Origin of the sequence: Bacillus sp. RIT 809 (genome assembly GCF_016892495.1) — a bacterium.
In the GTDB taxonomy this organism is placed as follows: Bacteria; Bacillota; Bacilli; order Bacillales; family Bacillaceae_G; genus Bacillus_A; species Bacillus_A cereus_U.
The window spans coordinates 1-14,892 of record NZ_JAFEMR010000015.1 but is presented as its reverse complement, the minus strand read 5'-3'; the positions used below and the strand labels follow the sequence as shown (position 1 = coordinate 14,892).

The window sequence follows — 14,892 nt, the reverse complement described above, 5'->3', positions numbered from 1 at the left end:
AAAAATAAGGAAAAGAAGTGGTCAATATGAAAAACTTTTTAGAATTAGGAATTAGTGAAACTTTTAATCATACATTACGTGAAAATGGAATCACAGAAGCAACACCAATTCAAGAGAAAGCAATTCCTGTTATTATGTCAGGAAAAGATATTATTGGACAGGCGAAAACAGGAACGGGTAAAACGTTAGCGTTCGTTTTACCTATTTTAGAAAAAATCAATCCAGAGTCTAGTGATGTTCAGGCTTTAATTGTTGCGCCAACAAGGGAACTGGCACTACAAATTACAGCTGAAATTAAAAAGATGCTTGTTCATAGAGAAGATATTAATGTGCTTGCGATTTATGGCGGGCAAGATGTTGCACAGCAATTGAGAAAACTAAAAGGTAATACACATATTGTTGTAGCAACACCAGGGCGATTATTAGATCATATACGACGCGAAACAATTGATTTAAGTAATCTTTCAACGATTGTACTAGATGAAGCGGATCAAATGCTTTATTTCGGTTTCTTATATGATATTGAAGATATTTTAGATGAGACACCTGACAGTAAACAAACGATGTTATTCTCAGCAACGATGCCAAAAGATATTAAAAAACTAGCGAAGCGTTATATGGAAGAGCCGCAAATGATTCAAATACAAAGTGAAGAAGTAACGGTAGATACAATTGAGCAGCGTGTCATTGAGACGACAGATCGTGCAAAGCCAGATGCACTTCGTTTTGTTATGGATCGTGATCAGCCATTTTTAGCAGTTATTTTCTGTCGTACAAAGGTTAGAGCAAGTAAGCTTTATGATGATTTAAAGGGATTTGGTTATAATTGTGCTGAACTTCATGGTGATATACCTCAAGCGAAACGTGAAAGAGTTATGAAGAGTTTCCGCGAAGCTAAAATTCAGTACTTAATTGCGACTGATGTAGCAGCTCGTGGACTGGATGTAGATGGTGTCACTCACGTATTTAACTATGATATTCCTGAAGATGTAGAAAGCTATATTCACCGTATTGGCCGAACAGGACGTGCAGGTGGATCAGGTCTTGCAATTACGTTTGTTGCAGCGAAAGATGAAAGATATTTAGAAGAAATTGAAAAAACGCTTGGTGCACCACTGCAAAGAGAAATAATTGAACAACCGAAGATAAAACATGTAGATGAAAATGGAAAACCGGTACAAAAGCCGGCTCCAAAGAAATCAGGTCAATATCGTCAAAGAGATAGCCGTGAAGGTTCAAGAAGTGGTTCAAAAGGTGGACCAAGAAACGATTCAAGAAATAGTTCGAGAAATGATAACAACCGATCATTTAATAAACCAAGTAATAAGAACAATAGTGCAAAGCAAGGTCAGCAAAGACGTGGCCGTTAAATCTTAAAATAGTAATCGGGATAAAGAGGGTTGTTATTATTTGTCGATAAGTTGATAAATAATAACAATCACCGATAAAATTTCAGATATGATTGTAAATCATTTTATTTATTAGATAGACAAAAAAGAGTCGCGAAAAAATTGCGGCTCTTTTTTGTTCTTTATTTTGAAATTAGTATATACACGATAAGTTCGATTTATGAAGCAATATAATTTCATTTACCGTAATAAAAGTAATTTTAAACATTTATTAAGAAAATAAAAAATGTTTGCGGAGCTCCTTTATTAATGGGGAGCTTTTCTTTTTTTTTTAAACTCTCTGGTGTGTTATTATGGGATTATTCTGAATTTATGACAGGAGGCCTTTTGATGAAAAATGAAACGTTACATATACAAGAAGATATTTTGAAGATGATGGATTCTTTATTAAGACCCGCAGTACCATTTTGGAATGAATTTTACACGAATAGAGAAAAGGATGTTCCTTTTTTTGCAAATGTTCCAGATGAGAATTTAGTTTCATATATACAAAAAGAATGGATTTCAAAAGGGAAAGTGTTAGAGCTTGGATGTGGTCCAGGAAGAAATGCAATTTATTTAGCGAAAAAAGGGTTTGATGTAACAGCCGTAGATTTGTCTATAGAAGGAATTGATTGGGCCAAAGAGAGGGCGTTAGAAAACGGAATAGAAATACAATTTGTTTGTGAATCGATTTTTAATTTGGATTTTCAAGATGAATATGATTTTGTATATGATTCCGGTTGCTTGCATCACATTCCACCACATAGAAGAATGAATTATGTTGATCTAGTTAAAAACTCATTAAAATCGGGTGGTTATTTCGGATTAACATGTTTTGCAGCAGGTGATTTGAATGAGCGAAATGGATCGGAAATAACGGACTGGGATGTGTATAGAGGATGGAGTTTACAAGGTGGTCTTGCATATTCAGAAGAAAAGTTAAGAGAGATATTTAAAGAATTTGAAGTAATTGAAATTAGAAAAATGAAGCAAATTGAACAACCAAATAATATGTTTGGAGAATCATTTCTTTGGACAGCATTATTTAAGAAGAAATAAGAAAGTAGATAATTGACAAACTCATCGTTTTTATAGACAATATATTTACGGGAATATACGTTCGGTTTTGTTGGTCGATGTATGTTTTGCATAAATATATAACAAGGGGATGTCTCTAAATGAGTAACACAAATCAAAAAATCACTACGTTTTTAATGTTTGAGGGAAAAGCTGAAGAAGCGATGAATTTTTATACGTCGTTATTTGATCAATCAGAAATTGTAAACATCTCTCGATACGATGAAAAGGGACCTGGTGAAGAGGGAACTGTAATTCATGCAACATTCACGTTAAATGGCCAAGAGTTCATGTGTATCGATAGTTATGTAAAGCATGATTTTACATTCACTCCAGCTATGTCTCTTTATGTAACTTGTGAAACGGAAGAAGAAATTAAAACTGTTTTTAATAAGTTAGCACAAGACGGAGCAATTCTTATGCCTTTAGGTGCCTATCCATTTAGTAAAAAGTTTGGCTGGTTAAATGATAAGTATGGCGTATCTTGGCAGTTAACTCTTGCTGGAGATGAATAATTAAAATAATATGGTGACAGTAACGTCATAATAAAAGGGATGATTCAAGATTAATATGTATCATCCCTTTTATTTTTTGTTTTACAAACGTCACTGGTTTTTAAAGAACGTTTCATTATTATAACTAAAGAAGAAAGATCATCGTTATTCAATAAGATTAAAATAGATTTAGCTACCCGTTGTATTTATAACAACTTTAGGTTTTTATATAATATAAAACTGCTAATTTAATTTTTCAGCTTATCTAGTAATGGAATTCATTAACTGGAAGAAGTATTCAGGTTTATAAGTCTTATTTAGGTTATACCATGAATGTAACGTATCTGGTGCAAATACATCAATTTTTTTCAATACTTCCATTGCAAATTCCAAAGGAGCTACTCCTGATGCAGTAATCAAATTTTTATCACATACTGCAGGTTCCATCTTATAAAGTTGTTCTCCTTTATAATTAGGACAAACCATTTTAATATACTCTAAGTCATTGCTTGTATGCTGTCTAGAATCTAGGTATCCGAAATTAGCTAGTCCCTCAGTTGCACCACAAATGGCAGCAACAATAGTGCCGAGTTTTAACGCTTCACCAATTTTTTTTAAGATAGGGTGATGAATGCTTTCTCCCCAAGTAGTCCCTCCAGGTAAAACTAAAAGATCGTTACTCTCAAGAGTACATTCATCAAGGGAAATATCTGGCTTTATGCTCAGTCCTCCCATCGTAGTAATAATTTCATTATTAGCTCCTACTGTAACTACCTTTAAAGGGGCTAACTCTTTTTTGAAATATCTTCCTGAGTTTAGTTCTGCAATTAAATGTCCATATTCCCAGTCTGACATCGTATTAAATACATAAAGATAAACTTTTTTTGTTTGCATACAATAACACTCCAATCACAATTGAGTTTTTCAAAAAAATATTAATAAATAAATTTTACAATATTTATCATTTGAATTTAACCTATTTCTTTAAGAATTCTTTAAAAAGTAATTTGGATACTTTATTTGAAGGTATGGTTTAAGAATTAAACAGCCTTCAAAAAATATAATAGTTGAAATTTGTTGGTTTTAGAATGAAGAAATTAGGCTCAATATACCAACTTAATTATTCATAATTGAGTTGTGGTATAATTTACATACAGGGGGAAAGTAGATGACACAACATAAAGAAGAGCAAATGAATGAGGCATTAGCATTATTTTACTTTGCATATAAAACTTTTACAGAAAAACCAGATGAAATAATAAAAGAGTATAGTATACAGCGTGTACATCATAGAATTCTGTTTTTTATCGCTCGTTTTCCAGGGCTTAGTGTAAATGAGCTGCTATCACTTTTAGAAATAAGTAAACAAGCTCTTCATGGACCGTTGCGCCAACTGTTAGATAAAGGACTTATTGAGAGTAATGAAGCTGAACATGATCGTCGTGTGAAACAGCTGTCTTTAACAGAAGAAGGAACAGACTTAGAGAAAAAACTGAGCGATGTTCAAAGAGAACAAATGGGAGCTATTTTTGAACAGTTTGGCGAATCATGTGAAGAAAATTGGCATCAAGTTATGAATGAAATGGCAAATAGCCGTTCAGGATTTGATGCATGGACGGCTAAGCGTGAAATACCAGTAAAATAAAAGATAGAAATAGTATCTTGTTTTGTAGTTTGAAAAATCATAAATTTTCACCTGTATATTTGGCAACTATGGATAAAAAATTCACATTACCAAAAACTTTATATGTGTACGTATTGAAATTTTAAAATTCATATTTCCGAGAGGGGAATTATAATGATAAAACTTGTACTCATTCGTCACGGACAAAGTTTGTGGAATCTTGAAAATCGATTTACAGGATGGACAGATGTAGATTTATCAAAGAATGGATTAAGTGAAGCGAGAGAAGCAGGAACAATATTAAAAAAGAATGGATATACGTTTGATATTGCCTATACATCAGTATTAAAACGAGCAATTCGGACATTATGGATTGTACTTCATGAAATGGATCTCACTTGGGTTCCTATACATAACTCATGGAAGTTGAATGAACGCCATTATGGTGCACTACAAGGATTGAATAAAGACGAAACTGCAAAAAAATATGGAGATGAAAAAGTTCATATTTGGAGAAGAAGTATAGATGTGAGACCGCCTGCACTTACTGAAGATGATCCCCGATATGAAGCGAATAATCCGAGATACAAAACGTTAAAAAAAGGCGAGTTCCCATTAACTGAATGTTTAGAGGATACGGAGAAAAGAGTAGTTGATTATTGGCATGAAAAAATCGCACCGGCATTAAAAAATGGTGAAAAAGTAATTATTTCATCACACGGCAATACGATTCGTTCACTTGTGAAATACTTAGACAATCTCTCAAATGATGGTGTAGTAACATTAAATATACCGACTAGCATTCCGCTTGTTTATGAATTGGACGAAAATTTACATCCGATTCGTCATTATTACTTAAGTATGGACGGAGAAGTACCTGAAGGGAAAATTCCGAAACATATTTCTTTTTAACATGAAAATTTGAAACGCATGCTTGTCTACATATACAATGTAGATTCATGATAAAAGACGTGGCACTTTCTAATTATATGCGATATAGCTAAATTTAGAAGGTTGTCCACGTCTTTTGTCATAAAGAGAGCTGTTTGCGCATGTAATGATATCGTGAAGAGTTTTTGAATGGAGGGTGATGTGATTGACGATCTCTAACATTCGAATCGGTTTATTTATTCTAGTAATCGCCTTTGTAGTTCTTGTTTTCTTTTATTGGAGAAATGAAGAGTTGTACGAGGAGAAGAAACAACGAATTCGAAAAACTTGGTATGGTTTGTTTGTAATATCAGTCACAGTTTATTTCATGATAAAAGGAATAGATTTAACCCTCTGGAAAAATCTTTTAATGTTCACTGCGATGGTAATTTTCGTTGATATTGCATTCATTTTGACACCTAATATTTCAGAAATATGGGGCGCAAAATTCAGCGATATTGGAAAGACGGTCCAATCAATTAAAAGGTCATTAATTGCTTCAAAAGCAAGAGGAGAAATATATACGACAATTATTCAAAATGTGAATCCAGCAGCCTTTGGGACAATGGAATGGCATACGGAAGAGGAATATACAAAAAACTTAAACGCATTTTTAGATTCATATGGGGAAAAGATTGGTGCGAAAATTGTTGTGTTTGAAGCGGTGAAGGAATTAAATACAAACTTTCGTGGTATCCGCTCTCAATTTAGTAGTATTGTTCCATTAGAACACATCGAGCAATTGAATGAACAGAAAGCAGTGCAAGTAGAAAATGTCGGAATTATACCAGCAAAAATAGTTAGTGATGTTTTCATTGTTATTGATGGGAAGAAAAATAACCTTCAAGATCGAGATTTTGAAAATGTATATAATTTAACAATTCATCATAGTTATTTTAGTAAATAAGGACAGAATCTTTTTCTGTCCTTTTCACCTATACATAAAGGGAGAACAAATTCAGACAAGCTTGTATAAAATCGGACAATCATTCCTACACTAGCACGTAGAGGTGATTGTAGTGATAAAAGATTATGACAATGATTTTTTTAAAGAAGATAATGAAGATACAACAGATTTTTCTTTAATAAAAGGAGATACTTTGCAGCAAGTAGAAGAGTTAGAAGAAGAATTAAAAAGAAAATGATACGTGTACACTCTGTTTGCATTTGCTATATAATATAAATAAAAGGTTGTATCTTTTTGAAAAGGGGGAGAAGAGATGGCTGAAATAAATGTACAAAATTCTTCGTTTTTTAAAGAAAAAAAAGAAGAAGTAAATACAGATTTCTCTCTTGTGAAGGGTGCATTAACGGAAAATATAAATCGTTTAGAAAAGCTTATGAATAGTAATAGTTCGAAATATATACAGGTAAAAAAAATAAAAGAAAATGCATAGAGCATTTTCTTTTATTTTTTTCGTTATTTGTGGATTAATAAGTAGTAGAGTATGAAAAGCCTTATTAATTAAAATAACAAATTTTTAAAATGTTAAAAGAAAGGTAAAATAATGAATCGTGGTATAATGATAAAGGACTTACATATTATTTCGTCATTTTGAGAGGAGCTTGAAAAATGTATTCTACTTTAGAACAATTAACAAAGCACCCTGTATTTTATCATTTTGCAGAAATTTCAAAGATTCCTAGAGGATCAGGTAATGAAAAAGAAATTAGTGATTACTTAGTGAGTTTCGCAAAGGAACGTAATTTAGAAGTTATTCAAGACGAAGCGTTAAATGTCATTATAAAAAAAGAAGCTACTTCTGGTTATGAGAATGTTCCAGCTATTATCATTCAGGGGCACTCTGATATGGTGTGTGAAAAAAACCAAGCGACAGTTCATGATTTTGAGAAGGATCCAATTGAATTAAGAATTATTGGAGATATGTTATATGCGAACGAAACTACTTTAGGTGCTGATAATGGTATTGCCGTTGCATATGCATTAGCATTATTAGATTCAACAGACATTCCGCATCCAGCTTTAGAAGTTGTTATTACAACTGAAGAAGAAACGACAATGGGCGGTGCATTCGCTGTCGATTCAAATCATTTTGACGGAAAAATATTTATTAATATTGATTCTGAAGAAGATCATAAATTACTAGTGAGTAGCGCAGGTGGTGCGAAAGCAGTTGAAACAATTCCAGTAATTTGGGATGAGGCACCAGTTGATATGGATACATACCGTCTATATGTTGGTGGACTTAAGGGCGGACATTCTGGTATGGAAATTGATAAACAACGTGGGAATGCGAACAAAGTACTAGGACGAGTTTTACGTGATTTATCAATAAATATTCAATTTGATATAAGTGATGCTCACGGCGGATTAAAAACGAATGCAATTCCACGTGAAAGTGTAGCTACAATTTTATTACGTCAAGAAGATGTAGAGCAAGTTGAAGAAAAGTTAAAATCATGGACACGAGTATTACAAGAAGAAATGCGTGCTGTTGATCCGGATGTTCATGTTACACTTACAAAATTAGATGAGAAAGTAGAAAAAGTATTTGCTAAAGAAACACAAAAACAGCTTATTTCTTCATTATTCTTAATTCCGAACGGCATTCAAAGTATGAGCATGGATATTAAAGGTCTAGTAGAAAGCTCAACAAATTTAGGCGTTATTGAAACGTTGCAAGATGAAATTAAATTACGTAACGAAGTGAGAAGTTCTGTAAGTAGTTTAAAACAACATGTTGCAGATGAAATTAAATGTATTGCCGAATTAGTTGGTGCAACATTTGAAATAGAGTCAGAGTATCCAGAATGGCCATACAATCCGAATTCACAGATTCGTAATTTGTTTGAAAAAGTGCATCAAGAAAAATACAATAAAGATGTTGAAATCTTTGCTGTACATGCAGGAATTGAGTGCAGTGTATTTGTTCAAAAAATGCCTGAATTAGATGCAATTTCATTTGGGCCAGATATATTCAACGTCCACACTCCAGATGAGCATATTAGTATTTCTTCTGTTGTGAACAACTGGGGATTCTTCGTTGACGTAATGCAGGGAACGAAAGAATTAGCTAAGTAATAACGATAAAATGAAAAGTAGCCTATAAAAATTTATAGGCTACTTTTTTGTGTTGGAATTTATTAGAAGTTATTTTCCGCTAGTATGTAATATTAAGCTTGAACAATTAATAAGGATGAATTGTTGATGTTTTTTAGTACTTATGAAGGGAAGAAAGCAATTTATTGTTTGTATGCTGTTATTGTTCTTCACATTTAGTTTTATTGGAGTTCACAAAATAATAGCAGAAGAAGTTGGATTTTCAGGAACAACTGCTCCATTGAATGTAAATGTTAGAGAAGAAAAAAGTTTGAATGCAAATATTGTAGATGTGATTCCCGGAAATACAAAAGTATCCTTTAAAGGATGGGAGTATGGTGAAGCGGTTAAAGATTACTGGACAGGAAATTTAGATAATCGTTGGTTTTATTATTTTAAAGATGGGAAAAAAGTATATGGAACGTCAGCTTATATTAATGGGAATCCTCCAAATATATCAACAAATCGTAAATTATCTGTTCCTAACATATTACAAGAAAGATCAAATTGGTGTTGGGCGGGCACTTTGGTTTCAGTTTTAAATTATTTTGGGAAAACTCCTTCACAAGATCAGTATGTTAGGTATGTCAAAGGTGGATCATATAATAATCCTGCAACTTCACGTGAAATACAATATGGATTATCGGGATATGGTGTTAGCTCAGCTATAAGTTCTGGAGCAAAATCGTATGATTGGTTCAAAAATCAAATTAATAGTAATCAACCGATGATTGCACTCATTATGTGGCAAAATGGAGCTAACATCGGACACTTTCTAGTACTTGATGGATTCTATAAAGGTACAAATGGAACAGACTATATAACATACATGGACCCTTGGTATGGTGATCATTATAATCATAATTTCAGTACGTTCTATAACAATAATAATTTTTGGTGGAATGAAACGGTTTATAATATCCATGCGAACTAATAATATTAAAAGTGTGGGGGTTCATTAATGGGAAAACTACTTAAGCTTGTGCTACCATGCATTTGTTTAATGACTGTTATTATTTTCGCTAGTAAAGTTACCAATCTATGAAACGATTCCAGCACAGCAAATTTTAAATAGCTCTGAATTTAAGCATATACTATTACCAACAAATGAAAAGTTGTGGTTTATTATGAAGGGTGAGCAACCAGAAGGACTAATTGTTGCGAATGATACTGAACCGATTCGAATGGGCGGAGAAAATAGAAGCAAAGATTTATATGGGTTATATAAAGCAATAAAAAATAATACAAATGATACAAAAAATATTAGTTATTTTGAATTTGAAGGGCAAGGAATATTGGTAGTAAATCAAAATAATGACCAAGAAATATACCTTAGTAAGGGTGCCGCTTCTATATTAAAACTTCCTGCTGATCAAAAAGTATTGAGCAGTGAAGTAATACAGAAAATGAAAGAGAGAATCGTAACTGCTTTTGAATAGTTAATTATAAACTGAATAAATATATACGTATGTAATATAAAATTTCATGTACTGTATTAATTTTAGAAATGAATACATTCATAAAAAATACAATAGAAGAAGCAGAAAAGATAACAAGTGAAAAAAGCGCGGGATGTTATAGGAATAAATAGTGATTATAGTAGCGATTTCGTATACTCTTCACGTTAGGATTAATGGCAGTATTAGGGTACCTCATCTATACTGTTATAAACCTTTTATATGAATTCCAGAATTTTTTTAAAAGGTTCGATTTAAATCGTGCTTCATATGTAATGATTTAATTAAAAAAGCTTGACCTTAACACTATGTAAAGGTTTACAGTAAGGCAGAAAAGGAGGTTAAGAAATGCAAAAAATAACGAAATTGTGTATGAGTGCTGTACTAACCACATCTATTATTAGTGGTTATGCTCAAGTTAAGGGAATTGAGAAAGTTCAGGCGAAGGAAATTGAAAAAACGCAGCGAGAAGATAGGAAGAAAGTAGAGGTGCAAAAAAAAGTAGGAAAGTATACAATGCCAGATGAAAAAAGCAAACATGAAGGAACATGGCTACAATGGCCTCATGAATTTACATACGGGCCAAAATATCAGCAAGAAGTAGAACCGATTTGGATTCAAATGACAGAATCTTTAAGCAAAGGCGAAAAAGTTCATATTGTTGCATATGATCAAGAAGAGAAAGAAAGAATTATTGAAGTTTTAACGGATCAAGGAGTGAATATGGAGAAAATTGATTTCTTTATCGCACCTACTGACGATGTATGGGCTAGAGATACTGGTCCAATTTTTGTTTACGATAATGACAAAAATCTAAAGATATTAGATCCAGGATTTAACGGATGGGGAAAGAAAACGCCATATAAGAAAGATGCTCGTCTTCGTGAGAATCTTAGCAAACAGTTAGGCATTGAAAGAATTAATTGGAATAAATTTGTTCTTGAAGGCGGCGCATTTGAATTAGATGGTAATGGAACTGCTTTATTAACTAGAAGTGCTGTGACGAATAAAAATAGGAACGCTAAATTGTCAGAAAAGGATATTGAAAAATATATTAGTGAACTTGGGGTAACAAATTTTATTTGGTTAGATGGAGCACCTAACTTAGATATTACTGATTTTCATATTGATGGATTCGCCAAATTCCACGATAAATCTACTATTATAACGTTAAAAGAAAAAGATTTAGCTGAATGGGGAGCGTCTGACAAAGATATTAACAAGTTGCTGCAGGCAAAAGATGCTACAGGTAATAAGTACAAGTATGTATATCTACCGCTAAGCAAGAATAATGTTACATTAAAAAATGGGAAGCAGCTTGATTATAAAGGTTCCTATATTAATTATTATATAGCGAATCAAGTTATCTTAGTTCCTAACTATAATGATCCTAATGATAAAATAGCAAATGAGATGATTCAAAAACTTTATCCTAATCGTAAAGTGGTGGGGATTGATGTAAGAGAGCTTTATAAAAATGGTGGTATGATTCATTGTATTACTCAACAACAACCAATTAATTTAAAATAATATATTTATAGTTCTTTGGGAAGTTGTCTATTTCTTATGAGAACCTGTTTATCCATAAAATAGGTAAAGATGCCATGGCATTTTTACCTATTTTATTGTATTTTTTATGAGTTAATTATTACTTTCCTATAAACTGAAGAAACCCACCCTTTTTGAAAAAAAGCTTAATCAAAATGGATGGATTTTCTAAATTAAAAGCTATACTTGCTGTTGCGAAAAATGGAGAATATGAAAAAAGTATAGGCATATTAAAGAAATGTTTAAGTAATTTTAATAGGATGGAATTTCCTAGAAATAAAGAAATTAAATTAAGAATTATTTATACCTTAACAAAATGTTTACATCTTACATATGAACATGTAGAAGCAATAAAGTACAGTAGGTATCAAATTAGCCATTAATATAAATAGTTTATACTTATTAGGGGAACTAAATTTCGAAAAAGGTTCAAATTTATTAGAACTTCAGCAATCTAGTGAAGATGGTTTTAATTATATTAATAAGGCTTTATTTATTATTGTTTTAATGTTCTTATTGCATTATTACGCAGTTTAAGTTGTGTTCGAAATTACACAATTTGACTTGTGTAATTTATTGCGTTATGCTTTTTTTAGTATAAAAGAAAGGCTTGAAGATAATGATTCGTCGTTTGAAAAAATTTAAAAATGTAGCTGTCGTATTAAGCTTCTAAGTAAATTGCAAAAATCTACCATACTTAGAAGCGAGGAATATAGTTATGAAGCATCCATTATATAATCATTGGTCTGAAACGAAGTATTTAAAAGACATAGTAACAAATCCACTTATTGAAGTAGGAGAGTACTCCTATTATTCAGGTTATTATGGTCATCAAAATTTTGAAGATGGCTGTGTAAGATATTTATGGGGCGATGCTAAGTCTCGAGTACTTTTCAATCCAACTGAACAGATGGGTTGGCAACTTGATAAACTCATTATTGGAAATTATGTTTGTATTGCAAGTGGAGTTGTCATTTTAATGGGTGGGAATCATAATCATCACCCTGAATGGATTACAGTTTATCCATTCGTTGAGCAAATAGAGCAATCATATGAACCGAAGGGTGATACAGTCATTAAAAGCGATGCCTGGATTGGTATGAATGCTATTATAATGCCTGGCGTTACTATTGGTGAAGGTGCAATTATTGCAGCTGAATCTGTCGTATGTAAAGATGTTCCGCCGTATACAATAGTAGGTGGTAATCCTGCTAAAGAAATAAAGAAACGGTTCACTAATATAGAAATTAATATGCTAATGGAAATGCGTTGGTTTGATTGGGATAGAGAATTGATTAAGAAGGCAATTCCTCTTTTATCTAGTCCAGCCATTGAACCATTATTTGCTTTTTATAAAAATGAAGTGAAAAATAAATAAATCAGCTAGAAAAACTACATTCAATATAGGATGTAGTTTTTTTATTACAAAAAACTGTTACCAGTGTGTTTCGATATTTAATCGGGGCACACTGGTTTTATTTTTTTGTAAATGTGGAACAAATGTATTACTTAGATTGTCTATTAAGTGTAATCCTAAAAAATATGAAAGTACGGATCATTTTGAAAAATACAAGGGTATTAAAAATAGGGATGTGTGTGGGAATACGAAGTGTCAGTGTGCCTAAAAGGGTGTGATGAGATCGTCTATATGAAAGCGATCCTAATGTCTTATATGTATATAGAATTTGATAACACTGTCTATTTTTTGGGGAATTATGTTAGAATAACGTTTTTTTGAGTACAAAGATATTGGAGGTAACAGAAGTGAAAGGTATGTTTTGCAAGAGATTTATTACAATAGTAACAGTGCTTACACTATTTTGTAGCATAGTTGTTACATCTGGGAGTGCATCAGCGGAAACAGTCCCTGCTTTAGACGTAGAAGCAGGATCAGCAATTTTAGTAGAAGCAAATTCCGGAAAAATTTTATATCAAAAAAATGCAGATGAATTATTAGCAATTGCTAGTATGACAAAAATGATGAGTGAATACTTAGTCTATGAAGCGGTGGATAAAGGAAAACTTAAATGGGATCAAAAAGTTAAAATTTCTGAATATGCATATAAGATTTCACAAGATCGCTCATTATCAAACGTTCCATTAGAAAATGGTGGCTCTTATACGGTCAAAGAGTTATATGAGGCAATGGTAATTTATTCTGCAAACGGTGCAACAATTGCTTTAGCTGAAGAGATTGCTGGAAAAGAAGTTAATTTCGTAAAAATGATGAACGATAAGTCAAAAGAGTTTGGAATGAAAAATTTTAAATTTGTAAACTCTACAGGTTTAACAAACCAAGATTTAAAAGGACATCACCCAGAAGGGACAACTCCAGACGAGAAAAATAAAATGTCTGCAAGAGATTGTGCAATTTTAGCACAACGTCTTATTCAAGATTTCCCGAAAATATTAGATATAGCAAAAATCCCTAAAAAAACATTCCAAAAGGGTGGAAAGTATCCGATTGATATGACGAACTTTAACTGGATGTTAAAAGGTTTAATTAAGCAATACGAAGGTGTAGATGGCTTGAAAACAGGAACTACTCCAGAAGCCGGAGATTGTTTTACTGGTACAGTAGAAAGAAACGGTATGCGTCTAATCTCTGTAGTGATAAAAGCAAACTCTCATACAGCACGTTTTGATGAAACAAAGAAATTATATGATTATGGATTTGCGAATTTTGAAGTGAAGAAGGTCTATGGAAAAGATTCAGTAGTAAAAGGTCATGAAACAGTGCGAGTAGCAAATGCAAAGGACAAAGATGTAGTTGTTCAAACGAAGCAAGCTGTTTCACTTCCAATGCCAAAGGGCAACAATGACGTTTATAAAAAAGAATTTAAAGTATCGAATAAAGAACAAGAAGCGCCTATTAAAAAAGGTGTAACAATTAGTCAAATGATTATATCACCTAAAGATATTACAGATCCTGGATTTTTATCAGATAAATCATTACAAGTAGACCTTGTAACAAAATCTGATGTAGAACAAGCAAATTGGTTTACACGTTTTATGCGCGAAATCGGATCATTCTTTAGCTGTATGTGGGATAGTGCGGTTGATATAGTAAAAAGCTAACTTTATAGGATAAAACTAAATATTAATCTGAAACAAAAAGTTTCAAAGTACTATAGATTCTTATGTGGATAGCTTGGAATGGAAGATTGCATTAATTCTCAAATTTGGTTCTTCGGAACTTTTCGTATTGCTATCAAGCTAAACTAAATTTGTACCTATATAATCAAAAAACGCTATTCTTTTTGTAGAAATATACAGAAAGGATGGCGTTTATTATGAATATTTCGATTCA

General features: G+C 32.3%; 14 protein-coding genes and 2 pseudogenes. 15 read left to right on the top strand and 1 reads right to left on the bottom strand.

Annotated elements, in window-relative coordinates:
- Positions 1-17 precede the first annotated feature (17 nt).
- The 3 genes from JTF23_RS16850 (at position 18) to JTF23_RS16840 (ending at position 2,983) form a co-directional block, all read left to right on the top strand.
- Entirely contained in the window at positions 18-1,370 is a 1,353-nt protein-coding gene (locus JTF23_RS16850; protein ID WP_204209222.1) for a DEAD/DEAH box helicase, read from the top strand.
- Positions 1,371-1,739: 369 nt separating this feature from the next.
- Positions 1,740-2,450: a class I SAM-dependent methyltransferase gene (locus JTF23_RS16845; RefSeq protein WP_204209221.1), complete on the top strand. Its 711-nt coding sequence runs from the start codon at positions 1,740-1,742 to the stop codon at positions 2,448-2,450.
- Between the two features lie 119 nt (positions 2,451-2,569).
- Positions 2,570-2,983 carry a VOC family protein gene (locus tag JTF23_RS16840; protein ID WP_204209220.1) on the top strand — a complete coding sequence of 138 codons (414 nt, stop codon included), beginning with the start codon at positions 2,570-2,572 and terminating at the stop codon, positions 2,981-2,983.
- A gap of 240 nt (positions 2,984-3,223) precedes the next feature.
- Here JTF23_RS16840 and JTF23_RS16835 read toward each other — a convergent pair whose 3' ends face one another.
- Positions 3,224-3,856: a type 1 glutamine amidotransferase family protein gene (locus JTF23_RS16835; protein ID WP_204209219.1), complete on the bottom strand. Its 633-nt coding sequence runs from the start codon at positions 3,854-3,856 to the stop codon at positions 3,224-3,226.
- A 274-nt stretch (positions 3,857-4,130) separates the two neighbouring features.
- Between JTF23_RS16835 and JTF23_RS16830 the strand changes: the two genes are divergently transcribed.
- The 12 genes and pseudogenes from JTF23_RS16830 to JTF23_RS16780 all read left to right on the top strand — a co-directional run bounded on the left by JTF23_RS16830 (position 4,131) and on the right by JTF23_RS16780 (position 14,660).
- Positions 4,131-4,607 (top strand): MarR family winged helix-turn-helix transcriptional regulator, encoded by a 477-nt coding sequence (locus JTF23_RS16830; RefSeq protein ID WP_204209218.1) that lies wholly within the window; start codon positions 4,131-4,133, stop codon positions 4,605-4,607.
- A 153-nt stretch (positions 4,608-4,760) separates the two neighbouring features.
- On the top strand, positions 4,761-5,498 hold the full coding sequence (gene gpmA, locus JTF23_RS16825) for a 2,3-diphosphoglycerate-dependent phosphoglycerate mutase (protein ID WP_204209217.1): 738 nt from the start codon (positions 4,761-4,763) through the stop codon (positions 5,496-5,498).
- Positions 5,499-5,682: 184 nt separating this feature from the next.
- Positions 5,683-6,423, top strand: a complete 741-nt coding sequence (locus tag JTF23_RS16820; RefSeq protein WP_204209216.1) for a type II toxin-antitoxin system SpoIISA family toxin — start codon at positions 5,683-5,685, stop codon at positions 6,421-6,423.
- A gap of 112 nt (positions 6,424-6,535) precedes the next feature.
- Positions 6,536-6,661, top strand: coding sequence for a hypothetical protein (locus tag JTF23_RS16815; RefSeq protein WP_000588712.1), 126 nt, complete (start codon positions 6,536-6,538; stop codon positions 6,659-6,661).
- Positions 6,662-6,736: 75 nt separating this feature from the next.
- Positions 6,737-6,913, top strand: coding sequence for a stage II sporulation protein SB (gene spoIISB / locus JTF23_RS16810; RefSeq protein WP_002200471.1), 177 nt, complete (start codon positions 6,737-6,739; stop codon positions 6,911-6,913).
- Positions 6,914-7,089: 176 nt separating this feature from the next.
- The gene (gene pepD / locus JTF23_RS16805) at positions 7,090-8,559 is read left to right on the top strand and encodes an aminoacyl-histidine dipeptidase (protein WP_204209215.1); all 1,470 of its coding nucleotides are present in this window, start codon (positions 7,090-7,092) and stop codon (positions 8,557-8,559) included.
- A 142-nt stretch (positions 8,560-8,701) separates the two neighbouring features.
- Positions 8,702-9,511: a C39 family peptidase gene (locus JTF23_RS16800; protein WP_204209214.1), complete on the top strand. Its 810-nt coding sequence runs from the start codon at positions 8,702-8,704 to the stop codon at positions 9,509-9,511.
- 27 nt (positions 9,512-9,538) lie between these two features.
- Positions 9,539-10,016 (top strand): annotated as a pseudogene (locus JTF23_RS16795) (hypothetical protein).
- A 366-nt stretch (positions 10,017-10,382) separates the two neighbouring features.
- Positions 10,383-11,564, top strand: coding sequence for an agmatine deiminase family protein (locus tag JTF23_RS16790; protein ID WP_204209213.1), 1,182 nt, complete (start codon positions 10,383-10,385; stop codon positions 11,562-11,564).
- 212 nt (positions 11,565-11,776) lie between these two features.
- Positions 11,777-12,119 (top strand): annotated as a pseudogene (locus JTF23_RS27885) (XRE family transcriptional regulator); the annotation flags it as partial.
- Between the two features lie 181 nt (positions 12,120-12,300).
- On the top strand, positions 12,301-12,960 hold the full coding sequence (locus tag JTF23_RS16785) for a CatB-related O-acetyltransferase (RefSeq protein ID WP_204209212.1): 660 nt from the start codon (positions 12,301-12,303) through the stop codon (positions 12,958-12,960).
- 386 nt (positions 12,961-13,346) lie between these two features.
- Entirely contained in the window at positions 13,347-14,660 is a 1,314-nt protein-coding gene (locus JTF23_RS16780; protein WP_286675578.1) for a D-alanyl-D-alanine carboxypeptidase family protein, read from the top strand.
- Positions 14,661-14,892: the final 232 nt, after the last annotated feature.

Excerpts from the sequence above, each read along its gene's own strand:
- JTF23_RS16785 (WP_204209212.1), top strand. The coding sequence starts at position 12,301 with ATGAAGCATCCATTATATAATCATTGGTCTGAAACGAAGTATTTAAAA.
- JTF23_RS16800 (WP_204209214.1), top strand. The coding sequence starts at position 8,702 with ATGAAGGGAAGAAAGCAATTTATTGTTTGTATGCTGTTATTGTTCTTC.
- spoIISB (WP_002200471.1), top strand. The coding sequence starts at position 6,737 with ATGGCTGAAATAAATGTACAAAATTCTTCGTTTTTTAAAGAAAAAAAA.
- JTF23_RS16845 (WP_204209221.1), top strand. The coding sequence starts at position 1,740 with ATGAAAAATGAAACGTTACATATACAAGAAGATATTTTGAAGATGATG.
- JTF23_RS16835 (WP_204209219.1), bottom strand. The coding sequence starts at position 3,856 with ATGCAAACAAAAAAAGTTTATCTTTATGTATTTAATACGATGTCAGAC.
- gpmA (WP_204209217.1), top strand. The coding sequence starts at position 4,761 with ATGATAAAACTTGTACTCATTCGTCACGGACAAAGTTTGTGGAATCTT.
- pepD (WP_204209215.1), top strand. The coding sequence starts at position 7,090 with ATGTATTCTACTTTAGAACAATTAACAAAGCACCCTGTATTTTATCAT.
- JTF23_RS16790 (WP_204209213.1), top strand. The coding sequence starts at position 10,383 with ATGCAAAAAATAACGAAATTGTGTATGAGTGCTGTACTAACCACATCT.
- JTF23_RS16840 (WP_204209220.1), top strand. The coding sequence starts at position 2,570 with ATGAGTAACACAAATCAAAAAATCACTACGTTTTTAATGTTTGAGGGA.
- JTF23_RS16830 (WP_204209218.1), top strand. The coding sequence starts at position 4,131 with ATGACACAACATAAAGAAGAGCAAATGAATGAGGCATTAGCATTATTT.